General features: G+C 62.8%; 25 protein-coding genes. 11 read left to right on the top strand and 14 right to left on the bottom strand.

The genetic code is table 11. The annotated features are described in order from the left end of the window. Nucleotides 1–84: 84 nt before the first annotated feature. Together AC0L3H_RS10525 and AC0L3H_RS10520 are read left to right on the top strand one after the other, a co-directional pair. Nucleotides 85–936, top strand: coding sequence for an alpha/beta fold hydrolase (locus AC0L3H_RS10525; protein WP_473585393.1), 852 nt, complete (start codon nucleotides 85–87; stop codon nucleotides 934–936). A 97-nt stretch (nucleotides 937–1033) separates the two neighbouring features. Further along, on the top strand, nucleotides 1034–1642 hold the full coding sequence (locus AC0L3H_RS10520) for a glutathione S-transferase family protein (RefSeq protein WP_473585392.1): 609 nt from the start codon (nucleotides 1034–1036) through the stop codon (nucleotides 1640–1642). Between the two features lie 106 nt (nucleotides 1643–1748). Here the strand turns inward: AC0L3H_RS10520 and AC0L3H_RS10515 are convergent, their stop codons facing one another. The 3 genes from AC0L3H_RS10515 to AC0L3H_RS10505 all read right to left on the bottom strand — a co-directional run bounded on the left by AC0L3H_RS10515 (nucleotide 1749) and on the right by AC0L3H_RS10505 (nucleotide 3593). After that, nucleotides 1749–2036 carry an ArsR/SmtB family transcription factor gene (locus AC0L3H_RS10515; RefSeq protein ID WP_254019480.1) on the bottom strand — a complete coding sequence of 96 codons (288 nt, stop codon included), beginning with the start codon at nucleotides 2034–2036 and terminating at the stop codon, nucleotides 1749–1751. A gap of 31 nt (nucleotides 2037–2067) precedes the next feature. Continuing rightward, nucleotides 2068–3315, bottom strand: a complete 1248-nt coding sequence (locus AC0L3H_RS10510; RefSeq protein WP_023797051.1) for an MFS transporter — start codon at nucleotides 3313–3315, stop codon at nucleotides 2068–2070. Between the two features lie 83 nt (nucleotides 3316–3398). Further along, on the bottom strand, nucleotides 3399–3593 hold the full coding sequence (locus AC0L3H_RS10505; protein ID WP_023797052.1) for a DUF1192 domain-containing protein: 195 nt from the start codon (nucleotides 3591–3593) through the stop codon (nucleotides 3399–3401). Between the two features lie 193 nt (nucleotides 3594–3786). Between AC0L3H_RS10505 and AC0L3H_RS10500 the strand changes: the two genes are divergently transcribed. The 3 genes from AC0L3H_RS10500 to AC0L3H_RS10490 all read left to right on the top strand — a co-directional run bounded on the left by AC0L3H_RS10500 (nucleotide 3787) and on the right by AC0L3H_RS10490 (nucleotide 6431). Then, complete coding sequence (locus AC0L3H_RS10500; protein WP_473585391.1) at nucleotides 3787–4800, top strand: NAD(P)H-quinone oxidoreductase; 1014 nt, start codon at nucleotides 3787–3789, stop codon at nucleotides 4798–4800. 132 nt (nucleotides 4801–4932) lie between these two features. Further along, nucleotides 4933–5073, top strand: coding sequence for a DUF1127 domain-containing protein (locus AC0L3H_RS10495; RefSeq protein WP_023797054.1), 141 nt, complete (start codon nucleotides 4933–4935; stop codon nucleotides 5071–5073). A 260-nt stretch (nucleotides 5074–5333) separates the two neighbouring features. Next, the gene (locus AC0L3H_RS10490) at nucleotides 5334–6431 is read left to right on the top strand and encodes a helix-turn-helix transcriptional regulator (protein WP_473585390.1); all 1098 of its coding nucleotides are present in this window, start codon (nucleotides 5334–5336) and stop codon (nucleotides 6429–6431) included. Between the two features lie 145 nt (nucleotides 6432–6576). On the opposite strand, the gene AC0L3H_RS10485 is transcribed toward AC0L3H_RS10490, so the two are convergent. Then, nucleotides 6577–7125 (bottom strand): LysE family transporter, encoded by a 549-nt coding sequence (locus AC0L3H_RS10485; RefSeq protein WP_473585415.1) that lies wholly within the window; start codon nucleotides 7123–7125, stop codon nucleotides 6577–6579. Nucleotides 7126–7539: 414 nt separating this feature from the next. Between AC0L3H_RS10485 and AC0L3H_RS10480 the strand changes: the two genes are divergently transcribed. Further along, entirely contained in the window at nucleotides 7540–8238 is a 699-nt protein-coding gene (locus AC0L3H_RS10480) for a DUF1013 domain-containing protein (protein ID WP_023797057.1), read from the top strand. Between the two features lie 167 nt (nucleotides 8239–8405). Here AC0L3H_RS10480 and AC0L3H_RS10475 read toward each other — a convergent pair whose 3' ends face one another. The 4 genes from AC0L3H_RS10475 to AC0L3H_RS10460 all read right to left on the bottom strand — a co-directional run bounded on the left by AC0L3H_RS10475 (nucleotide 8406) and on the right by AC0L3H_RS10460 (nucleotide 10561). Next, nucleotides 8406–9125 carry a helix-turn-helix transcriptional regulator gene (locus AC0L3H_RS10475; protein ID WP_023797058.1) on the bottom strand — a complete coding sequence of 240 codons (720 nt, stop codon included), beginning with the start codon at nucleotides 9123–9125 and terminating at the stop codon, nucleotides 8406–8408. A gap of 70 nt (nucleotides 9126–9195) precedes the next feature. Then, nucleotides 9196–9606 carry a hypothetical protein gene (locus AC0L3H_RS10470; protein ID WP_473585389.1) on the bottom strand — a complete coding sequence of 137 codons (411 nt, stop codon included), beginning with the start codon at nucleotides 9604–9606 and terminating at the stop codon, nucleotides 9196–9198. Between the two features lie 101 nt (nucleotides 9607–9707). After that, entirely contained in the window at nucleotides 9708–10310 is a 603-nt protein-coding gene (locus tag AC0L3H_RS10465) for a DJ-1/PfpI family protein (RefSeq protein WP_473585388.1), read from the bottom strand. Between the two features lie 83 nt (nucleotides 10311–10393). Then, nucleotides 10394–10561, bottom strand: a complete 168-nt coding sequence (locus tag AC0L3H_RS10460; protein ID WP_023797061.1) for a hypothetical protein — start codon at nucleotides 10559–10561, stop codon at nucleotides 10394–10396. A gap of 257 nt (nucleotides 10562–10818) precedes the next feature. Between AC0L3H_RS10460 and AC0L3H_RS10455 the strand changes: the two genes are divergently transcribed. Together AC0L3H_RS10455 and AC0L3H_RS10450 are read left to right on the top strand one after the other, a co-directional pair. Continuing rightward, nucleotides 10819–11790, top strand: a complete 972-nt coding sequence (locus AC0L3H_RS10455; protein ID WP_473585387.1) for a ring-cleaving dioxygenase — start codon at nucleotides 10819–10821, stop codon at nucleotides 11788–11790. 114 nt (nucleotides 11791–11904) lie between these two features. Continuing rightward, nucleotides 11905–12066 carry a hypothetical protein gene (locus AC0L3H_RS10450; RefSeq protein ID WP_128170600.1) on the top strand — a complete coding sequence of 54 codons (162 nt, stop codon included), beginning with the start codon at nucleotides 11905–11907 and terminating at the stop codon, nucleotides 12064–12066. Nucleotides 12067–12214: 148 nt separating this feature from the next. Here AC0L3H_RS10450 and AC0L3H_RS10445 read toward each other — a convergent pair whose 3' ends face one another. From AC0L3H_RS10445 to tkt, 6 genes are all read right to left on the bottom strand, one after another. Next, entirely contained in the window at nucleotides 12215–12946 is a 732-nt protein-coding gene (locus AC0L3H_RS10445) for an SGNH/GDSL hydrolase family protein (RefSeq protein ID WP_473585386.1), read from the bottom strand. A gap of 134 nt (nucleotides 12947–13080) precedes the next feature. Next, nucleotides 13081–14106: a class I fructose-bisphosphate aldolase gene (locus AC0L3H_RS10440; RefSeq protein WP_473512207.1), complete on the bottom strand. Its 1026-nt coding sequence runs from the start codon at nucleotides 14104–14106 to the stop codon at nucleotides 13081–13083. Nucleotides 14107–14259: 153 nt separating this feature from the next. After that, nucleotides 14260–15456 (bottom strand): phosphoglycerate kinase, encoded by a 1197-nt coding sequence (locus AC0L3H_RS10435; RefSeq protein WP_473585385.1) that lies wholly within the window; start codon nucleotides 15454–15456, stop codon nucleotides 14260–14262. Nucleotides 15457–15565: 109 nt separating this feature from the next. Next, on the bottom strand, nucleotides 15566–17455 hold the full coding sequence (locus AC0L3H_RS10430; protein WP_473585384.1) for a potassium/proton antiporter: 1890 nt from the start codon (nucleotides 17453–17455) through the stop codon (nucleotides 15566–15568). Nucleotides 17456–17705: 250 nt separating this feature from the next. After that, nucleotides 17706–18716 carry a type I glyceraldehyde-3-phosphate dehydrogenase gene (gene gap / locus AC0L3H_RS10425; protein WP_473585383.1) on the bottom strand — a complete coding sequence of 337 codons (1011 nt, stop codon included), beginning with the start codon at nucleotides 18714–18716 and terminating at the stop codon, nucleotides 17706–17708. Between the two features lie 157 nt (nucleotides 18717–18873). Then, entirely contained in the window at nucleotides 18874–20865 is a 1992-nt protein-coding gene (gene tkt / locus AC0L3H_RS10420; RefSeq protein WP_473585382.1) for a transketolase, read from the bottom strand. A 304-nt stretch (nucleotides 20866–21169) separates the two neighbouring features. Here tkt and AC0L3H_RS10415 point away from each other — a divergent pair, with 304 nt between their 5' ends. From AC0L3H_RS10415 to AC0L3H_RS10405, 3 genes are all read left to right on the top strand, one after another. Next, nucleotides 21170–21442: a DUF4164 domain-containing protein gene (locus AC0L3H_RS10415; RefSeq protein WP_023797069.1), complete on the top strand. Its 273-nt coding sequence runs from the start codon at nucleotides 21170–21172 to the stop codon at nucleotides 21440–21442. Between the two features lie 11 nt (nucleotides 21443–21453). Beyond that, nucleotides 21454–21819 (top strand): cell division protein ZapA, encoded by a 366-nt coding sequence (locus tag AC0L3H_RS10410; protein ID WP_023797070.1) that lies wholly within the window; start codon nucleotides 21454–21456, stop codon nucleotides 21817–21819. A 210-nt stretch (nucleotides 21820–22029) separates the two neighbouring features. Further along, nucleotides 22030–22689, top strand: coding sequence for a peroxiredoxin (locus AC0L3H_RS10405; RefSeq protein ID WP_027152994.1), 660 nt, complete (start codon nucleotides 22030–22032; stop codon nucleotides 22687–22689). Nucleotides 22690–22792: the final 103 nt, after the last annotated feature.

The following is a 22792-nucleotide window of genomic DNA, read 5'->3' as shown; positions in this document are numbered from 1 at the left end:
AACCGGTTGCATTATCATAGCAGTTTTATTATCGTGCAACTGATTGCGAAATGCAATCGGTTTTGCAGAGAGGAGACGGCGACCATGACCAAGGCAGCGGAACCCGAAATCGTGTCGCAGACGTTTGGCGATCCCGCGCATCCGCCGATGCTGCTGATTATGGGCGCGATGGCTTCGATGCTCTGGTGGCCTGAGGCGTTCTGCCGGAAACTGGCCGGCAAGGGCCTGTTCGTGATCCGCTATGACAATCGCGATACCGGCCGTTCGACCAAATATGCGCCGGGCGAACCGCCTTACACTTTCGACGACATGGTGGACGACGCCATTCGCGTCCTCGACAATCATGGCATCGCGAAAGCGCATGTCATCGGCATGTCGATGGGCGGCATGATCGCGCAACTCGTGGCGTTGAAATATTCGTCGCGGATCCTCTCGCTAACGGCGATCAGCACTTCGCCAATCGGGATCGACACGTCGCATCTGCCAGGGACGAGCGAAGCCTATATGAAGCATTCGGCCGAAGGCGCCAAGGTCGACTGGTCGGACCGAGCCCAGGTGGTCGACTACATCGTCAAGGACGCACATGCGATCGCCGGCACCGCGCATCCCTTCGACCAGAAGCGGACGAGGGCCTTCGTCGAACAGGACTACGACCGGTCCGGCGGTTTTCTAAGCGCGACCAATCATTTCATGCTTGAGAGCGGTGAAGATCGGGGCAGCGAGGATTGCAAGGGTCGCCTGCACGACTTGAAGGTTCCGCTCCTCGTCATCCACGGCACCGCCGATCCGATCTTTCCGGTCGAGCATGGCGCCGCTCTGGCCGAAGCAGTTGCCGGCGCGAGGCTTGTCCGCATTGAAGGCGGCGGCCACGAACTCCATCCCGACGATTGGGCCGCGATCGTTGATGCCATCGTCACCCATAGCCAAGCCAGGTAAGCGCGGAGCCGGAGCTTGACACACCATACAACCTGCGGGTGGAATGCGCGCGAGCGCCCCAGCCTGAGCCAAAGACCAGCAGAATCGGGAGGATATGATGAAATTCTACTGCGGCATCGGTCCGAATTCCTACCGCGTCCGCATCTTCATGGCTGAGAAAGGCATCGACGTTCCGCGGGTTGATGTCGATCTGACAAAAGGCGAGCACAAAACCCCGCAATTCCTTGAGCTCAACTCACTCGGCCAGATTCCCGTGCTCGTGCTCGATGACGGGACGGTGATCACCGAAAGCATCGCCATCTGCCGCTATCTGGAGGCGCTTCATCCAACGCCGGCACTATTCGGCTCGGACGCGGTCAGCCAAGGCAAGGTCGAGATGTGGAACCGCCGCGCCGAGATCGAGATCTTCGGAACGATCGGCAGTATTGCGCTGCATTCCGATCCCATGTTTGCGGAGCGACTTGTGCAGTTCCCGGCTTTCGCCGAAACCCAGCGCGAAGCCGTTCCGGCAAAGTGGGCGTGGCTTGATCGCGAGATCGCCGATGGCCGCCCGTTCATCGCGGGCGACCAGTATTCCGTCGCCGACATCACCGCCGCCGTCGCAGCGTGGCTTGGCGCCTTCTTCGGAGCCGACATCCCGGACTCGCTCGTCAATGTCCATCATTGGCTCGACCGCGTTCAGAAACGTCCAAGCTGGAACGCTTAGGCCGGTGTCAGACATTGTTTCAATGAGATGTGCGGCTCAGCGCCAGCACCTGGATCCAGAGAAGCTTCGCCATGCCTGTCTACTGGCAAAGATGCGACGGCGCACCTCAGCTTCCGGGCGAGCCAAGCTGCTCGACTTCCCAGAACTGGTCGAGCCAGATGTTGAGCTTCAGGAAACCGGCACTGCTGACCGTATAGACGCGCCTTGTCCCTTCCGGCTTGGCGTTGACCAGCCCGGCGTCGAGCAGCACTTTCAGATGCTGCGAAACCGCCGGGCGCGAGACCGGCAACCCGGCGGCCAGTTCGTTGACGGTCTTCGGGCCGCGCCGAAGCTCTTCCAAGAGATAGCGCCGGTTGGGATCGGCAATCGCCATGAAGGCGTCGGAAAACATCATGCCTTATTTGTGAGGCAAAGTTTTCCAAATCTCAACCGTTGGTTTCAGGCTTTCTGCGCGGATCGAGCCGCAACGCTTCTGGGGTGATCGAGCGCTCGGCCGGTTGCGTCTTGAAGGCGTCGCGGTCTTCGATTGGCACCGGTGCGCGCCGGCTGATGCGCAGCAGCGTATAGCCTGCCAGACAAAGATGCGCGAGGGCCGTTGCAAGGAACAGGCTTTCCGGACGCATCCAGCCCATTAGGCCGGCGGCCAGCAGCGGCCCGATCATCGTGCCGAAACCATAGAGCAGCAGCAGGCCGCCGGACACTTTAACGAAATCCTCCGCCCGGGCGTGGTCGTTGGCATGGGCCACGGCGATCGAATAGAGCGTGTAGGCAAAGGCCCCGTAGGCGGCGGTGCAGACGATGACGAAGACGCCGGAGCGCGGCTCGAACAGGAACAGCGCGATGGCGAACAGCGCCGCGCCGAAGGCCAGGCCCGCCAGCACGAAGCGGCGGTCGGTCTTGTCGGAGAGACGCCCGGCCGGAAGTTGCATGGCGGCGCCGGCGACGACCACCAGGCTCATCATCAGCGCGATCTCCGCCGTGGAAATGCCGATGCGGGCGCCATAGACGGCGCCAAGCGTGCCCCAGGCGCCGTTAGCGACGCCGATCAGAACGCAGGCGATCGCCGACACCGGCGAATTGACATAGAGCCCCTTGACGTCGAGCGAGACGTCCTGCAGCGGCTTGGGATGCGAAGCCGTCGACACTGCGGTCGGAATGAGCGACAGGCAGAACAGGATACCGGTGATCATGAACAGCGAGGCCGACTTCACATCACCGCCGGCAACGATCATCTGGCCGCCCATGATCGAGGCATAGGTGACCATCATGTAAAGGCCGAAGACGGCGCCGCGGTTCTCGTTGGTGGACTTCTCGTTGAGCCAGCTTTCGATGATCATGAAAGCGCCGGCCATGGTGAAGCCGGTGAAGGCGCGCAGCAGGATCCAGATATATTCGTCGATGATCAGGCCGGTGAGCAGTGCGACGATGGCTCCCGATGCCGCAAAGGCGCCAAAAGCGCGTACGTGACCGGCGCGGCGCACCAGGCGCGGCGCAAAGAAGCAGCCGGTGACGAAGCCGCCGGCCCAGGCCGTGCCCATCAGGCCGAGCGATGCGGTCGAGAAACCCTCCAACTGGCCGCGCAGCGGCAACAACAGCCCGTGCAGTCCGGTTGCCGCCAGCAGGAAAGCGGTGCCGCGAAGCAGCGAAAGGATCGGTCGGTAGCTTGCGAACATTTAGCTGATCCGGCTGGAATTTGGGGAGGGTCTGAAGACAGTCGCATTCGAGCTTTTCGCGGCGGGCGCTTCGGCTCTGGAAACTATCCGCGGCGAAACAGCGCCTCGGCCGCTGATTTGGTGGTGCTCTTGGTCTTGAGCTCGGCTTCGAGCCGGGCGATCTCGTCGCGCAAGATGCCGATCCGCTCGGACAGTTCATCGACGGAAAGCAGCGACAGATCCTGCCCGATCTCATGCGGGCGCGCTTTCTTTTTGGGTTCGTCGTCGAAGATCGCCATCGTCGCTCCTCGCTTATGCGTCAAAATTAAACGGCTACAGCGTCCTTGGCGCGTCCATCGCACGCCGGGCGCTGCAGTGGCCATTTGCCTGATTTGGCAATCAGCATACATAGGGCAAGGGCATGGATGCAAACAGTCGGCAAGAAAACCGAGAGCTGGCAAGAAACTGGCGAAGCGAGACGGGAAAAAATTCATGGCGAGCGGACAGGACAGAATTCCGGCGAAGATGACGGCCATCGCGATCTCGGAACCCGGCGGACCGCGGGTGCTAAAACCGGAAACGCGTGACGTGCCGGTGCCCGGTCCCGGCGAAATCCTGATCCGGGTGCGCGCCGCCGGTATCAACCGGCCGGATGTGCAGCAACGCAAGGGGGTCTACCCGCCGCCGCCTGGTGCGTCGGACCTGCCGGGCCTCGAAGCGTCAGGCGAAGTTGCCGCTCTTGGCGACGAGATATCGCGCTGGCGCGTCGGCGATCGGGTCTGCGCGCTGACGCCCGGCGGCGGCTATGCCGAATACGTCAAGGTGCATGCCGGCAGCGTGCTGCCGCTGCCCGCCGGCTTTACCCACACCGAAGCGGCGGCGGTACCGGAAAACTACTTCACCGTCTGGCATAATGTCTTCGAACGCGGCGCCCTGAAGAGCAGCGAGGCGCTGCTCGTGCATGGCGGCTCGTCCGGGATCGGCACCACGGCGATCCAGCTCGCCTCGGCCTTCGGCGCCCATGTCATTACCACTGCCGGCAGCCAGGAGAAGTGTGACGCCTGTCTGAAGCTCGGCGCCGACCGGGCGATCAACTACCGCGAGGAGGACTTTGTCGCGGCGGTCAAGGACGCGACCTGCGGCAAGGGCGCCAACGTCATCCTCGACATGGTCGCCGGCGACTATGTGGCGCGAAACTACGAGGCCGCGGCGGTGGAAGGTCGCATCATCCAGATCGCCACGCAGAGCGGGGCGGTGGCAAGGACCGACTTCTCGAAGATGATGGCCAAGCGGCTCACCCACACCGGCTCGATGCTGCGGCCGCGCACCGTCGAATTCAAGGCGGCGATCGCCGCAGCGCTGGAGGCGCAGGTGTGGCCGCTGCTCGGCACCCGCAAGGTAGCACCGGTCATGGACATGATCTTTCCGCTCAGGGAGGCGTGGCGGGCGCATGAGCGGATGGAGGACGGCGACCACATCGGCAAGATCGTGCTCGATGTCGGCTGACGGTCGGCAAGCAAGCTGAACAAAACCTTAATTGCGCAATGCAACAAACGCATTGCCGCCATGCAAAAGCGTCTGTTCAACTTTTCATCAGCGGTGCCTATTTGAGCGGCATCGAAACGATGGAGGACTACCATGAACCCGATCCGTGCTTTCCGTAACTGGCGCATGTACAATGAAACCGTGCGCGAACTGAACCGCTTGAACGCCCGCGAGCTCAACGACCTCGGCATCAACCGTGGTGACATCGAGAGGATCGCCCGCAAGACGCTTTGATGCGCCAAGCAAGAGCCGAGGCAGGCGGATTTCCCGCCGCCGGTTCCGAGCCCGCTGGATCAGTCCGGCGGGTTTTGTCGTTTTGAAGTCCGAGGCAACAGCAGCGGCTGCTATGATGGCCACTATCCAGATCCGAATACAACTCGACCGCAATTGACTCCAGTTTCAGCGTGGGCATTTTGATCGCGCGGGACTAGGTCAGAGGGTGGGAGCGCTGATCCGGGCCAGTAGCGTGCTGACTCTGAAACAGGCTTGGGCCCATGTTCGACGATCTGACGGACAAGATCTACGAGGCGGCTTTCGTGCCGGAGCTTTGGGGGGAGACGCTCGAATCTGCCGGCAGTATTTCTGGTTCGGCCACTGGCGCCATCTTCCTGTTCAGCGCCGATTCTCCGGTCCGCGGCAGATTGAGTGACGTTTCTTCGGGCAACGCCATCCGATCCTTGTTTGACGAATTTGTCGCCAGCGACGCCTGGAAATTCTCTGACGCCACCCAGCGTATGTGCAGCATGCAGCCGGCGAGCTTCGTTCAGGTCGAAGATTTCCTGACAGCCGAAGAGGTCGAAAACGATCCTGTGCGGGTAAAACTGAGAGCGGCCGGTATCGGCGCGCACGTTTGTTCGACAGTTGCGATGCCGAGCGGCGAACTCGTCACTTTCGTCTTTCAACGGTGGATGAAGGATGGCACCTACGATCGGGCGTCGGTCGATCGGCTGGACCAGCTTCGCCCGCATTTCGCGCGGGCCGGCATGGTCTCGGCGCGATTGGGGTTGGAACAGGCCAGGGCGACCGCCTCGGCACTCGAGACCATCGGGCTGCCGGCCGCGGTCATGGCTGCATCGGGACGCGTGCTGACGGCCAACAGCCTGCTGGAAGAAAAGACCGAGATGTTTCTGCGAACCGCCTATGGCGGCATGGCGATCGCCAATGCCTCCGCCAATGCGCTTTTCCAGCAGGCCATTCGCGAGAACCGCAACGATTTCGCGGTCCGATCCATTCCTGTTGCCGCGAACGAAAGCCGGCCGGCTGTGGTCATCCATCTTTTGCCGCTGCGCCGCGCCGCTCATGACATTTTCACCGGCGCGGACATCCTGGTTGCTGCAACGGAAGTAAGGGCCAGTGCCGTCGTGCCTTCACCAACCCTCCTCGCGGGCTTGTTCGACCTGACGCCCTCCGAGGCACGTCTGGCCGCCGCGCTTTCGCAGGGACGACCCTTGAAAGATGCGGCATCCGACTTGAAGATCACCGTGAAGACCGGCCGGACCTATCTCGAACGGATTTTCACCAAGACCGGGACAAGCCAGCAAAGCCAACTCGTCGCCTTGCTCAAGAGCACAGAACCGCTCAATCGCAGATGACGATCGGCCTAAAGCGCGTCGCGTTCGACCGGCCTCATGCGACGCGCTTAAGGTTGTTGTTTTTATGCATGTCGTTATCGCAAAACCGCTGCACACTTTTGCGCGACATGCATTAAATCGGTGGAAAGGCCGTCTATTTGTCGCTTCAATGGCTAAGCGCGGCAAAACCAATCGCTATCAAGGCGCCTCCTAGCACGATGTCCACGTGCTTGCGGAAACGGTTATAGAATTCGCGCATGGCTGGCTGGGAAATAGCCAGCCCGACAAGGCCAAACCAGGCGATTGCAATGGCAAAAACCAGCGCTGCCACGGATATCTGGATTGCCCCGCGCGTATTCAAGCTCAGCGCAGAGGATGCAAAAAACAATGCGGTGGCCGGATTTGCCGCCGCCGTGACAAACCCCAGCCGGAAGTACCGAACGATTGGAACCGGCTTCGGCTCGTCGGCGCCGATCGTGATCGACAGCGCCCGCCGCATCGAATTCCAGCCGATGAAGACCAGCATTGCGCCGTAAAGGCTGGCGGCTATCTGGTGCGCAATGCCCCCCGGCGGCAACGCGGCGGCGCCCGTCGCGACGACCATCGCCAGCGAACTCGCGCCCAAGGCAATGCCGGCAGCTGCCGAAAGCGCTGTAGTACGCGAAGCGGTTAGCCCGGCCTGCGCGACGACAGCAAAATTGGCGCCCGGCAGCATTGCCAGAAGCGCATAGGAAATGGCGAACGGAAACAACCCCGCCGCGCCAGCGTGCCCGGTTTCCAACATCGATCAGCCCACATCGGCTGCGGCTTGCTCTCCCAAAGCAGGTCGCCGCTACCGAAGCGAAATGTGGATGAAACATGTTCCCACTAACAGTCGGCAAATGCCGACAGAAGGACGTTTTGTTGCCGGGCTAGCGGCCGCGGCCGCTGAGCGGCTCACCGAGGGCGCGATGCTGAAGCCGACAAGGCTGCCTTGACAGGTTCGATATCTCCCGCCATCTCGCGACCACCTTCCAAAAACGTTGCGGAACGGCAACGGAGCGGCTATATAAACCGCGATTTTCCCATTTTGGTGGCTCTAAAACCACCGCCCGCGCGGGAACGCGGGCGAACGAGAAGGATATTTGCAATGGCCAATACGCTGCTGATGCCCAAGGCGACCGCCGTCTGGCTGGTCGACAACACCGCGCTGTCCTTCGAGCAGATCGCGCAGTTCTGCGGACTGCATCCGCTCGAGGTCAAGGCGATCGCCGACGGCGAATCGGCGCAAGGCATCAAGGGCATGGACCCGATCATGACCGGCCAGCTGAGCCGCGACGAGATCGCACGCGCCGAGAAGGATCCGAACCATCGGCTGAAGCTGTCAGACCCCAAGGTGCGGGTGCCGGAATCCAAGCGCAAGGGTCCGCGCTACACGCCGCTGTCGAAGCGCCAGGACCGGCCCAACGCCATCCTCTGGCTGGTGCGCAACCATCCCGAGTTGAAGGACGCGCAGATCGCGCGCCTCGTCGGCACCACCAAGTCGACGATCGACCAGATCCGCGACAGAAAGCACTGGAACTCAGCCAACCTGCAGCCGATGGATCCGGTGACGCTGGGGCTCGCCTCGCAGATCGACCTCGACATGGAAGTCAACCGCGCCTCGCGTGGCCGCGAACAGGCACAGCCGGCCGGCGACACGCTGCTGCCGGCGGCATTGACCGAGCGCCTCGTGCCGGCGCCGGAGAAGCCAAGGGACGAGGATGCGGAACTCGACGCCAACGCCGTCTTCGCCAAGCTCTCGGCGCTGAAGTCGAAGGACGAGGACAAGGACGACGAGGAGGGCTGAGGCGCCTCTTCCTTCTCCCCTTGTGGGAGAAGGTGGATCGGCGCGCAGCGCTGAGACGGAAGAGGGGTGTTGGAAGAAATGAGGCGTCGGCGTTCCCTGGAACAGCCCTCATCGGGCCGCTTCGCGGCCACCTTCTCCCACAAGGGGAGAAGGAAGAGGCGCCGCGCCTAGGTTCGCGCGGCCCGGTCCGGCGCCATGCCGTAGTCCTCGCTGCGTTCCACCGCACGGTAAAAATCGGCGAGCTGCTTGCCGCGCTCCGGCTTGAAGACGCGGCCGGCTATGACCACTGAAGCAATGCGGTCGATGCGGAAAGCGCGAAAGTCGTCGCGCATCTCGCACCAGGCGACCAGCGTCCACACCTTGCCCCAGAACCACAGGCCCAATGGCCTGATGTCGCGCACGGTGCTGCGGCCTGCTTCGTCGGAGTAGTCGATCGTCAGCACCTGGCGTTTTTCCACCGCGCGCTCGATCAGGTCGATTGCTTCGCGGGCGGCGTCGCTCACCACCCACATCGGCGTGTGGATCTCGGTGCGGGCGATGCGGTCCTTTTCGGCATCGGGCAGCACGGCGCCGATCTTGACCAGCGCCTCGTCGGCGGCCCGCGCCATGGCAGCGCCGCCAAATGCTCGCACCATGCGGGCGCCGGCGACCAGCGCGACGATCTCGTCACGCGTGAACATCAGCGGCGGAAGGTCGAAACCCTCCCTCATCATGTAGCCGACGCCGGCCTCGCCGTCGATCGGCACGCCCGTCGACTGCAGGTCGGCGATGTCGCGGTAGATGGTTCGCTCGGAAACCTCGAGCCACGTGCCCAGCTTCTGGGCGGTGACCAGACGGCCACCGCGCAGATGCTGCACGATCTGGAAGAGCCTGTCGGCGCGGCGCATCGTACGGTCCCTCGATGTTGTTTTTAGCCTGTCGTTGTCCCCAAACCGGTTCCAACTTTCGGGCGATGCATTATGGCTCAAGCCCTTCGCGCTTGCGCTGCGCGGCGACGAATGCCGCGCCGAAGGACAACTTCCCTGTTGTCGGCGTCTTTGCATCCAGCACCCGCCAGAACGGTGTGATGTCGCTCAGCGTCATGCCACGTTCCAGATCCTCGTTCGCGGCCTCGGCGATAGTGCGCAGATGATAGCCGATGGTGACCGGACATGTCACTTCGGCGCCATGCTCAATGGCGAGCGCGGCGCGCAACGCGCGGATATCCATGGCCACGCCCTCTGGAATGGAGCGAATGAAATCATCGACCTGCCGAGCCATCGGCACCAGCATCGGCTGGCCCTCGACGACGTCGCCAACAGTCCGCGGCGCCGGCTTGATACCGTTGATGCCCGGCGTGTTCAGCCTGTCGTTCCAGCTCTTTACCATGCGTCACCTAGACGAAGAGCCCGAAGCTGTTGCAGGGATGAAGGCCATGTCTGTCTCCTGGTACTTTCGAAGTATTGCACGCCGCTCCTGACACCATACTGTCAGGAGGCTTCAGCATATTCCCCTTCTGCATACTCCTTGGCGAACAGCGTGCGCATCTCAGCGAGATCGCTGCTTCTCTGGGGATAGAGCGTCTTCAAATAGGCAAGAGCGAAGGTGCCGGGAGCCGAACCCGGCGCGGACACGATGCGACCGTCGGCGACGGCATAGGGCACGTCCTGATAGTTCTGGGCGCCCGGATAGCCCGGTTCCTTTTCGTTGATCCAGTCACGACCATTGCTGGTGTGTTTGGCGTTGCCGAACAGGCCGGCACGCGCCAGTGCCAGCGTGCCGGCGCAGATGCCGCCGACCACGCCGCCGCGCGCCGCTATCGCCGTCAGCAGTGCGGAGACATCAGGCGGGGCATCGACCCACTGGTCGGAGCCGATGACCGCGACGGCGTCGAGATCGGTGTTTTCATCAACCGCGGTAGAGCGGTCGGGCGTCAGCATAAATCCGCTGGCCGAAGTCACCGGCTTGCCGTTCGGCGCCAGCGAAACCGCGCGTGCGCCGAACCATTCGACCGCCGAAGCCGCGAGCAGCCCGTATTCCCAGTCGGCGAAGCGATCGATGAAAAGAACGCCGATAGTTTTCTGTTCGGACATTTGCTGCTCCGTCTTTCGGTCCGCCGGACCTGTTTATCTGGGCGCGTGGCGTCCGCATGCAACCGCTGCCGCAAAAAATCGCCTCAATGGCCGCGGCGGTGGCGGCAATCATAGTTATCCGGCCAACCGATGTCCTTGCGGATGCTCTGCGGCAAGCCGTTCATGAAGCGCCGGGTGCGGATCTCGTTGCGCATCGTCCGGATCTTGCCGACATAGTGCTGCACGCTGCGGAGAATGGTAAAACCGTTCATGGCTGGTCTCCTCTCTTTCGATGGAGACACTATCGCACACCCCTCCTGACAGCAGTCTGTCAGGAGGCTGAGCGGTCTTTGGTGAGAGTGCCAGGTTTTGCCGATCCCCGTCCGTCTGCCCGGGAAAAGCACGCTTTCTCGTCGCCGGGATCAAGTCTTTCATCTGCCAACGACGGACCGTCGGAATCCGCAGCAGCGACAGGGCCGGGGTTCTGATATCTAAGGAGAAAAATTTTCCAGAGATCAGGGAGATGACAATGAGCCTGCAACTGACAGGAATTCACCATCTGACCGCAATCACGGCCAATGCACCCGGAAACCTTCGTTTCTACACCAGGACCCTGGGCCTGCGACTGGTCAAGAAGACGGTCAATCAGGACGACACGTCGGCTTATCACCTTTTTTATGCCGACGCCGAGGCGACGCCTGGCACCGATCTTACCTTCTTCGATTGGCCGGTCGGACGCGAGCGGCGCGGCACCAACAGCATTGCGCGGACCAGCCTGAGGGTCGCCAGCCCTGAAAGCCTTGTCTGGTGGAAGCAGCACCTGTCCGGCGAGCCCCTCGCGACGGAAGAGATCGGCGCGACGGGAGAGATCGGCGATATCGGCGGCTACCCGTCGCTGGACTTCGAAGACCCGGAAGGCCAGCGCCTGCGTCTCGTCAGCGATGGCGGCAACGGCGACAGTCATCCCTGGGCTCGAAGCCCGGTCCCAATCGAGCACCAGATACGCGGGCTCGGGCCTGTCGTCATCAGCGTTCCCAACATCACCAACACTGAAACCCTGCTGACCAAGGTGATGAACATGCGCAAGGCGCGGGACTATGCCTCGCCGGATGGCCAGGGCCAGGTTCACGTCTTCGAGATGGGAGAAGGCGGCCCGGCGGCGGAGCTTCATGTCGCTGTGCAGCCGGGCCTTGCGCCGGCACGGCAGGGCGCCGGTGCGGTCCACCACGTGGCATTCAGGGCGCCGGACCAAGAGATTTTGCATCAATGGACGGCGCGGCTGGCCGAATTCCGCCTGCCCTCAAGCGGTGAGGTCGAGCGATACTACTTCCGTTCGCTCTATTTCCGGGAGCCAAACGGCATACTGTTCGAGATTGCGACAGACGGCCCGGGATTCACGGCCGACGAGCCGCTGGAAACGCTGGGCGAAAGGCTGGCCTTGCCACCGTTCCTCGAACCGAAACGGGCCGCGATCGAGGCCGGCCTCAAGCCGCTGGCATAGCGCTCTCGTGAGGGAGCGGGAGCGCTTCGACAGCTGAGCGCGATGCTGGAGCGCGCCGCGTGCTTTCCGAAATCGATTTCGATTTGCGGGCCGATGCGCTAGTCAAAAGCGGCCATGTCGAAACTCCTCGCGCTCGTTATCATTGCCATGATGGTCATCCAGCTGATCAAGCCGCTCGGCTGGCCGGGGCTGAAGCGGCGCAGCGATTTTTGGAAGCTGGCGGTGCTGGCGATGGCGGCAATTTCGATAACAGCGGCGCTGGGCCATTGGGCCTAAAACGCGTCGCGTTCGACCGACCTCACGCGACGCGCTTTAGGTTGTTGTTTTATGCATGTCGTTATCGCAGAACCGCTGCACACCCTCGGTTCAAGCCCGAGGGCATGCTTTTGCGCGACATGCATTAGGGCTGGCGGCTGGCGGACCGCTACGCGAGGCGTGGTTCGTTGGCCAGCACCAAATCGACCAGATGTTCCGCCCAGGCCCGGTAGCCGGCTTCCGAGGCATGAAATCCATCGGAGGCAAAACCGGCTTCGGCATCGGTGATCGGCAGGCGCGGCGCCGCCACAGCGCCGCGTTCGAGGCAAAGGCGCTCGCCCATCCGGTTCATCTCGGCGGCGCGGATCTCCAGGATTTTTCCGAGCAGCGGCGGCATTGCCGGTGCGCGGGTGAATTCCAGCACCGGCGACCACACCACGCGCGCCTCCGGCCATTTGGCGCGCAGCGCGTAGAGCAGGCCGCCAAAATCGCTTTTGAAGCGTGGCACCGAGTGGAAGTTCTTGGTGTCGTTGGTGCCGATGGCGAGCACGATATGCGTCCACGGATCGGCCGACAGATTGGGCAGCACATGATCGCGGATCTGGCCTGAGGTCGCCGAGTTGAAGCCGGCTGCCCGCCAGCGCACCGCGCGGCCGGTGCGTTTCGAGATCAGCTCGGCCAGTTGCGCGGCCAGCCCGTATTCGGAATTGCCGATGCCGACCGAGGCGGCGGAAGAATCGCCAAGCATCAGCAGCGAGATCGCCGGCACCTGGCCCGAAATCTCGTGCATGACCGGACCTTGTGCCGGCAGCATGCGGCTGGTGCGACGGCGCACGCCGAGCCCCTGCCAGACATAGACCGGAAAGGCGAGCCAGGTGAGGAGGGCAAGAAAGCGCTGCATCAAAAGCCAGTTAATGAGGGCAAGCGACGTTCGGGCTCAACGCAAGCCGACACGGCGCCGCATTTTTTGGAGCATTTTGGAGCAGATGGAACCCGGGCACATGGCCCGGGTTCGGACGAAGATAGAAAAACCGGTCAGGCGGCCTGTTCCAATTCCGGCTGCCATTTGCCAAGCGCTGCCAGGTGGTTCATGTGGGCGCGGTGGGCGAAGGCTGCCTGGGCAGCGGCGACGTTGGCCGCCTTGCCGCTCCATGCCTTCTGTGGCGCCGCCTGCAAGGCGCGGCCATAGGAGAAGGTCAGCTTCCATGGATGCGGGCCGATGGCGTTGATGGCGTTGAGGTTGGCGGTCGCCTCCTCATCCGATTGCCCACCGGAGAGAAAGGCGATGCCGCCAATCGCTGCCGGCACCGTCTCGCGGAACAGTTTTATGGTCTTTTCGGCGACTTCCTCGGGGCTGCTGGTGCTGCCGGACTTTTTGCCGGCGAGAACCATGTTCGGCTTCAGAATGGTGCCTTCAAGGACGACGCGGGCGGCGTAGAGCTCGGTGTAGAGTTTCGCCAGCGTTGCCTTGCTGATCTCGTAGCAGGTGCCGATGTCGTGGGCGCCGTCCATCAGCACCTCCGGCTCGACGATCGGCACGATGCCGGCCTCCTGACAGAGCGCCGCATAGCGGGCGAGCGCATGGGCGTTCGAGCCGATCGACGTGGCGGAGGGCACGCCCCTGGCGACGTCGATGTCGATCACCGCACGCCATTTGGCGAAACGGGCGCCGAGCTTGTAATAGTCGGCGAGCCGCTCGCGCAGGCCGTCGAGGCCTTCGGTGATGGTGTCGCCGGGGTACCCGGCCAGCGGCTTGGCGCCGGCATCGACCTTGATGCCTGGAATGGCGCCGGTCGCCTTGATGATGTCGACCAGCGGCGTGCCATCGGCGGCTTTCTGGCGAATGGTCTCGTCATAGAGGATGACGCCGGAGATGTATCTGGTCATCGCCTCCCTGGCGCGGAACATCATCTCGCGATAGTCGCGGCGGCTGTCGGCGGTCGATTCGACGCCGATGACGTCGAAGCGCTTCTTGATGGTGCCGGAACTCTCGTCGGCGGCCAAAAGACCCTTGCCGTCGGCCACCATCGCAGCGGCAATGTCCTCAAGTCGTTCGCTCATTGTGCATCCTCCTGAACCGGTTGTTCCAAACAGTGTGAAAATCCGGGCTAGCAGACCACTAGAGCAAAGCAGGTTCAAGTCGAACCATTCCAAGCGGAAAGCTCGAATCGATTGAAACGCGCAAACGCCCCTGTTCGCCTGTTGCCCAGGGCCTCAGCGCTTCAGCACGTCGACTCCGGGCAACGGCTTGCCCTCCATCCATTCCAGGAAGGCGCCGCCGGCGGTCGAGACATAGGTGAAGTCGTCGGCGACGCCGGCATGGTTGAGGGCGGCCACCGTGTCGCCGCCACCTGCCACCGAGATCAATTTGCCGGCCTTGGTGCGGGCCGCGGCGTGCCTGGCCGCCGCCACCGTCGCCCGGTCGAACGGCTCGATCTCGAAGGCGCCGAGCGGGCCGTTCCAGACCAGCGTCGCGGCGCGGTCGATCCAGTCGGCAACGGTCTTCACGGTCTTTTCGCCGACATCGAGGATCATGGCGTCGGCCGGCACCTCTGATATGGCGACGGTTTCGCTGGCGGCGCCCGCCTTGAATTCCCTGGCGACGACACCGTCGACCGGCAGGATGACGGCGCAGCCGGCTTCGGCCGCCTCGATCATGATCTGCTTGGCGGTGTTGGCGAGGTCATGCTCGCACAGCGATTTTGCGACGGCGGTGCCGCGCGCGGCGAGGAAGGTGTTGGCCATGCCGCCGCCGATGACCAGCGCGTCGACCTTCTTCACCAGATTCATCAGGAGGTCGATCTTGCTCGAGACCTTGGCGCCGCCGACGATGGCGACGACAGGGCGGATGGGATTGCCGAGGCCCTTTTCCAACGCGTCGAGCTCGGCTTGCATGGTACGGCCGGCGAAGGCCGGCAGCAGCTGCGCAAGCCCTTCCGTCGACGAATGGGCGCGGTGGGCGGCGGAAAAGGCGTCGTTGACGAAGATGTCGCCATTGGCGGCGAGCTTTTCGGTGAAGGCCGGGTCGTTCTTCTCCTCGGCCTTGTAGAAGCGGGTGTTTTCGAGCAGCAGCACGTCGCCGTTGTTCATGGCGGCGACGGCGCTCGCGGCCTTGTCGCCGATGCAATCGGCCGCGAAGCCGACAGGGCGGCCAAGCACCTCCGCGGCCGCCCTGGCGATCGGCTCAAGCGAGAATTCGGGCGAAGGTCCATCCTTGGGCCGGCCGAAATGGGCAAGCAGGATGACCTTGGCGCCCTTGCCGGAAAGCTCGGCGATGGTCGGCGCGATGCGCTCGATGCGGGTGGCGTCGGTGACCTTGCCGTCGGCGACGGGAACGTTGAGGTCGACGCGCACCAGCACGCGCTTGCCGTCGATATTGCCGATGTCGTCCAGTGTCTTAAAGCCGGCCATGCTGTTCCCTTTCGCGAAAAATCGCGGGGACCTTACCCCGCATCAACGACGATGCAAGACCTGCATCGGCGTTCACGGAAAATATGATCCACGCCTCGGTCGCAGGCAGTCAGCCCTCGCCGGTTGTTTTTTCCATCACTGGCTGTGGAGCCGGTTCCGCGTCGTCCGGCGCCTCGGCACCCGGCTTTTTGGTCCGCTTGCGCCAATTGCGAACAAAGCCAACGATGCGGTCGGCGATCTCGCCGGCACTCAGGAATACCGGCACCCGCGCCACCGGCGCGGTCGGCTCGAGGGAAAGACCGAGACCGGTGATCCTGCCCTTGTCGTCGACGTCGCGGACGATCAGCTCGATCGGACCAATCAGCACGCGGTCGGCATATTCGGCATGGCCACCGAGCCGCTCCGTCACCAGGTCGCCAACCGTCAGCTTGCGTTCCTCCTCGGTCAGGCCTGGCGCGTAAGCTGCTTCCAGTTCCGCGGCGGAGCGCGCCGGATCGACGGCGAAGGCGCCGAAGAAGTCGGCATCCTCGGGGTCGACCACGGCGCGGCTGGCGAACAGCTTGTCGAGCAGGGCAGGATAGCGATCCGGCACGAAGATGTAGACATGGTCGCCGGCGGCGAGCCTGCCCATGTCCTGGAAGCGCATCGAGCGGCCGTCACGCAGCACCAGCGACGGCCGCGCCCAGCGCGGAATGCGCTCGCCGCGCGCCACCGGGCTGCCCGGTGCCACGCGGTAGGCGAGCAGCTCGTGATGGGCGGAGCCAGGCAGTTCGAGCTCGACCTTGTCCAACGGACCCAGCCGGGCGGGCACGATCAGGCCGAGCCGGCGCGCCAGCGGTCCGACGGTCCATCCCTGGATGACCAGCGATACCAACACCACGATGAAGGCGGTGTTGAAGATGAGGCGGCCATTCTCAAGACCGCCAAGCAGTGGCGTGATGGCGAGCAGGATCGACACGGCGCCACGCAGACCCACCCATGAGACGAAGGCGACTTCCGGGCGCGGCAGACGAAACGGCATCAGGCAAAGCCAGACGGCGATCGGCCGCGCCACGAATATCAGGAACAGGCCCAGCAGCACCGCCGGCAGCAGGATCGCCGGAAATTGCGAGGGCGTCGCGAACAGGCCGAGGATCAGGAACATGATGATCTGCGCCAGCCACGACATGCCGTCCTGGAAGCGCTTGAGGATGGTGACGGCGCGGATGTCGGAATTGCCGGCAATGAGGCCGGCGAGATAGACCGCCAGAAAGCCGGAGCCGCCAATGGCGCCGGCGGCGGCGAACACCATCAGCGACAGCGTCAGCACGAAGATCGGCAGCAGCCCGTGGTCGAGATTGAGCCGGTCGACGAGGCGAACGATGGCGAGGCCGCCGAAAATGCCGACGACGGCGCCAAGCCCCATGTTGAGAAGGAAGCCGAGGACAAGGTCGGTAACCAGCACCCTGGCCTCGGGGCTGGCGTTGGCGGCGATGATCTCGACCAGGCTTATGGTCAGGAAGATGGCGATCGGGTCATTGGTGCCGGACTCCACCTCGAGCGTCGAGCGTACGCGTTCGCGCAAATTGATCTCGCCGGCGCGCAACAGGAAGAACACCGCTGCCGCGTCGGTCGAGGCGACAGCGGCCCCGAGCAGGAAGGATTCCAGCCAGCTGAGATCGAGCAGATAATGGGCGACCGCGCCGAACAGGCCAGTGGTCAAAAGGACGCCGATGGTCGCCAGCGACAGCGCCGGTCCGGCCGCCTGGCGCAACGCGTTGAGCGGTGTGCCGAAACCGGAATCGAACAGGATCACCGCCAGCGCCAGTGAGCCGGCAAAATAAGCCAGCCGCGCATTGTCGAACTGGATGCCGAGGCCGTCGGTTCCAGTGGCCAGGCCAATGCAGAGAAACAGCAGCAAGAGAGGGGCGCCGAAGCGGAAGGCGATCAGGCTCGAAAACGCGGCGGCAACGACGAGAGCGGCGCCGACCAACGTCACGAGATAGATCGCATGCTCCATCCGCCATTGCCCCTCGAATTCGTGTCCCTCTCGCTTTACGGGAGAGTGAGGCGAAGACATGACCGGTGCAAGGCGTGAGGGTGGTTTTTTGCGCTATGCCGCTGATTTTCGAGTGTTTTGGCGCTCAAGGCGCGGGTCTTGCCAAACAAACCCTTAGAGCGTCGTTGCGCATTCAAAAGGGCGCTGCGCGCTGTCATGAAAACGCCCGGACAGGCCGGGCGTTTCAAGTCGCAAGAAGATGGTTCTGCGGTCAGGCGATGGTCTTGCCGAAGGCGACTGATGTGTCGGCCATGCGGTTGGAAAAACCCCATTCATTGTCGTACCAGGACAGCACCGAAACGAAGTTGCCGTCCATTACCTTGGTCTGGTCGAGCGCCATGATCGAGGAATGCGGGTCGTGGTTGAAGTCGATCGACACGTTCGGATGACGGGTGACGGCGAGAACGCCCTTCAGCTTGCCGTTGGAGGCGGCGATCACCGCCTCGTTGATTTCCTGCACCGTGGTCGAACGCTTGGCGATGAACTTGAAATCGACGACCGAGACGTTCGGGGTCGGCACGCGAATGGAGATGCCGTCGAGCTTGCCCTTGAGGTCGGGCAGCACCAGGCCGATCGCCTTGGCCGCGCCGGTCGAGGTCGGGATCTGCGACAGCGCCGCGGCGCGGGCGCGGTAGAGATCCTTGTGCATGGTGTCCAATGTCGGCTGGTCGCCGGTGTAGGAGTGGATCGTCGTCATCATACCCTTCTCGATGCCGACGGCCTCATGCAGCACGGCTGCCAGCGGCGCCAGGCAGTTGGTGGTGCAGGAGGCGTTCGAGATGACGATGTGGTCCTTGGTCAGCTTGTCGTGGTTGATGCCATAGACGACGGTGAGGTCGGCGCCCTCGGCAGGCGCCGAGACGAGGACGCGCTTGGCGCCAGCGGTCAGATGCGCAGCGGCCTTGTCGCGGGCGGTGAAGATGCCGGTGCATTCGAGCGCGACGTCGATGCCGAGTTCCTTCCATGGCAGCTGCGTCGGGTCCTTGATCGCGGTGACCTTGAATTTTTCGCTGCCGACGGTGATCTGGTCACCGTCGACCGTCACTTCATGCGGGAAGCGGCCATGCACGCTGTCGTACCGCAGCAGATGTGCATTGGTCTCGACCGGGCCGAGGTCGTTGACGGCGACGACATCGATGTCCCTGCGGCCGGATTCGTGGATGGCGCGCAGGATGTTGCGGCCGATGCGGCCGAATCCGTTGATGGCAACTCTGACGGTCATTTTTCTCTCCCTGGGAGTTGGAGGCCGAAGATCAAGTCCGCAGCTTCATAACGGCGGGCTGGCAAAGAATCCAGCCGTCGATGGGTTGGATTTAAGTCCATTAGGTCGCGGCTGCCGGCGAAACCGTCATGTGCGGCTTCGCTGGAGACCAGCACATTTACTCGCCGTGCAGGCGGGCTTCCGCCGCCTTCGCCGTCGCTTCGGCGGTGATGCCGAAATGCGGATAGAGCTGTTCGATCGTGCCAGAGGCGCCGAAGCCGGTCATGCCGATGAAGATGCCGTCGGTGCCGATGAAATGATCCCAGCCCTGGCGGATGCCGGCTTCGATGGCGATCTTGATCGGCGCGTTGCCGATCGTCTTGTTGCGGTAATCTCGACTTTGCTTGTCGAACAATTCGAAACAGGGCACAGAGACGACGCGGGTCGGATGGCCGTGCTTCTCCAATGCCTCGCGCGCCGCCAGCGCAATCTCGACCTCGGAACCCGAAGCGAAGATCGTCACCGCCGCATCGCCACTGGCAGCGGCCAGCTCATAGGCGCCCTGGCGACAAAGGTTTTCCGCAACGAAGTCGTTGCGCACCGCCGCCAGGTTCTGCCGGGTCAGCGCCAGCGTCGAAGGCGTTTTTTCCTGTTCGATGGCCAGCTGCCAGCATTCGGCGGTCTCGACCGCGTCGGCTGGGCGGAAGACATTGTGGTTCGGAATGGCGCGCAGTGCGGCCAGATGCTCGACCGGCTGATGGGTCGGGCCGTCTTCACCGAGACCGATGGAATCGTGGGTCATGACGAAGATCGAGCGGATGCCCATCAGCGAGGCGAGCCGCATCGATGGACGGGCATAGTCGGAAAAGCACATGAACGTGCCGCCATAGGCGATGAGGCCGCCATGCAGCGTCAGTCCGTTGAGCGCGGCGGCCATGCCGTGCTCGCGGATGCCGTAGTGAACGTAGCGCTGGCCGTAATCGTCCGAGGTGATGTTCTTGGTCTGGCTGGTCTTGGTGTTGTTGGAGCCGGTCAGGTCGGCCGAGCCGCCGATGGTTTCCGGAACGGCGCCGTTGATGACTTCGAGCGCCATTTCCGACGATTTTCGGGTGGCGACCTTCGGTTTGTCCGCAGAGAGCTTCTTCTTGTAGTCGGTGATGACGGCGTCGAAATTCGCCGGCAGCGTGCCACTGATGCGGCGCTCGAATTCGCTGCGCAACTGGGCGTCGGCCCTGGCAAGGCGGCTTTCCCAGTCGGCGCGTGCCTTGATGCCGGTTTTGCCGGCGTCGCGCCAGGCATCGAGGATATCGGCAGGAAGCTCGAAAGGCGGATAATCCCAACCGAAGAATTTTCTCGCACCGGCGATTTCCTCGGCGCCGAGCGGCGAGCCGTGCGCCTTGTTGGTGCCGGCCTTGGTCGGCGCGCCGAAGCCGATCGTCGTCTTGCAGGCGATCATCGTCGGTTTGTCGGAATGGCGCGCCGCCTCGATGGCATAGGCGATCGCTTCCGGATCCTGGCCGTCGATGTGGCTGGCGTTCCAGCCGGACGCCTGGAAGCGGGCGACCTGATCGGTGTTGTCGGCCAGTGAAACCGGGCCGTCGATCGAGATGTTGTTGTTGTCCCAAAAGACGATCAGCTTGTTCAGCTTGAGATGTCCGGCAAGCGCGATGGCTTCCTGGGAAACGCCCTCCATCAGGCAGCCGTCACCGGCCAGCACATAGGTGTAGTGGTCGACGAGGTCGTTGCCGAAGGCGGCATTCATGATGCGCTCGCCGAGCGCGAAACCGACCGAATTGGCAAGTCCCTGGCCGAGCGGACCGGTCGTCGTCTCGATGCCGGCGGCATGGCCATATTCGGGATGGCCCGCCGTCCTCGATCCCACTTGCCGAAAATGCTTGATCTGGTCGAGGGTGATGTTCTCGTAGCCGGTCAGATAAAGCAGCGAATAAAGCAGCATCGAACCGTGGCCGGCCGACAGGATGAAACGGTCGCGATCGGGCCAATGCGGGTTCTTCGCATCGTATTTCAGGAAACGCGTGAACAGCACCGTGGCGATGTCGGCGCAGCCCATCGGCAGGCCGGGGTGGCCGGACTGGGCCTTCTCGACGGCGTCCATGGAAAGAAAACGGATCGCATTGGCCATCCGGTCATGTTGTTCACGCGAGGTCATGCTTCCTCCAGTGTCGGGGTTCGGGGCCTTGGGAGAGCCCTGGAAAGGGGTGCGCGACACATAGCAGGCGCGGCTTTTTAGTCAACAAACCGGCGCGTTTTTGCCGATCTTGTTGGTCAGTAAACCGGCGCTTTTGCCGGACTTGCGATGGCGCCAGAAGGGCTTTGGTGGCCTAAATTAGCGTTAGCAGGGGACAGTCGCGAGAGCTTTATTGACGTTGGCTTCACACGGCGCGTAATGTTTCAGACATAACGCGTTCTGAACGTGGATGATTCGGTGATGGGCAGGGCGCAGGACGAAAGCCATGACCGGGGAAACGACACTCAAGGAAGTCATCGCCAGGCTGGGTAAGGCCATCGAGGGGCTGGAAAACGCCGTCGCGGCCAAGCTCGAGCACGAGCGCGATTATACGGAAGCCGAGGCGGAGGTGCAGCGCATGAACGCCGACCGCTCGCGGCTGGCGCAGGAACTCGACAATTCCGAAGCGCGCGCCGAACGGCTGGAAGACGCCAACAAGGAAGTGTCGCGTCGGCTGGTGACCGCCATGGAAACCATCCGCGCCGTGTTGGATAGATAGGGGCTGGCCCAATGGCACAAGTCACGGTTTCCATCGATGGCAAGCAGTATCGCATGGCTTGCGACGAAGGCCAGGAAGAGCATCTGATCGACCTTGCCGAGCGCTTCGACCGCTATGTCTCGCATCTGAAAGACTCATTCGGCGAAATCGGCGACCAGCGGCTGACGGTGATGGCCGGCATCATGGTCATGGACGAGCTTTCGGAACTGCAAAAACGCGTCAAGGGCATGGAAAGCGAAGTGCTGACGCTGCGCAAGACGCGTGACGACGCGCTGACCAAGGCCGACAAGAACGATTCCGTACTGACCCAGGCGCTTGGCGCGCTCGCCCAGCGCATGGAAGATCTGGCGACGACGCTGGCGGTGAACAAGGCCTAGATTTCCACTGCTGTCGCGCCCAGCGCCCTATGCGCCGGCATCAATGGGCGCGAAATGCTGCTGTTTACGACAAAAGGCGAAAAAGTTTTCGTCGCCCGCGCCGCTACCGGTGCAACAGGCGTATGAAGGATGACGCCGCAGTGGTAAAAAGGCGGAAGCAGGGCCGGTGGATGGTCAATGCCGGCTGCAATCACAGGGTAGGGACGCATCATGAGCCTTCGTATCAACGACACCGCGCCGGATTTCACGGCCGAAACCACGCAAGGGACGATCAACTTCCACGAATGGATCGGTGACGGCTGGGCAGTGCTTTTCAGCCATCCGAAGAATTTCACGCCGGTCTGCACGACCGAGCTCGGCACGATGGCCGGGCTGGAAGGCGAGTTCAAGAAGCGCAACGTCAAGATCATCGGGATTTCCGTCGATCCGGTCGAAAGCCATGGCAAATGGCAGGAAGATATCAAAAAGGCGACCGGCCAATCGGTGAACTACCCGCTGATCGGCGACAAGGACCTCAAAGTCGCCAAGCTTTACGAGATGCTGCCGGCGGGCGCCGGCGAAACCTCGGAAGGTCGCACGCCCGCCGACAACGCTACGGTGCGTTCAGTTTATGTCATCGGCCCCGACAAGAAGATCAAGCTGGTTCTCACCTATCCGATGACGACCGGCCGCAACTTCGATGAGATCCTGCGTGCGATCGATTCCATACAGTTGACCGCCAAGCACCAGGTGGCGACGCCGGCGAACTGGAAGCAGGGCGAGGACGTCATCATCACCGCCGCTGTTTCGAACGAGGATGCGGTCAAGCGTTTCGGCGCCTTCGAGACGATCCTGCCGTATCTGCGGAAGACCAAGCAGCCCTCCGCCTGAGCGAGCGGCACGGAAGGATTTTCGGCTATTTTGCCTCGGCGAAGCATGCGGTGCTTGACGGCGTGGCGCTGGCGAATGACCATGCTCTTCTTTTACCCCGGCA

The sequence above is a fragment of the Mesorhizobium sp. WSM4816 genome, from assembly GCF_055811535.1.
Note: the sequence above shows the minus strand (reverse complement) of the source record. Positions and strands in the feature narration are given on the sequence as shown.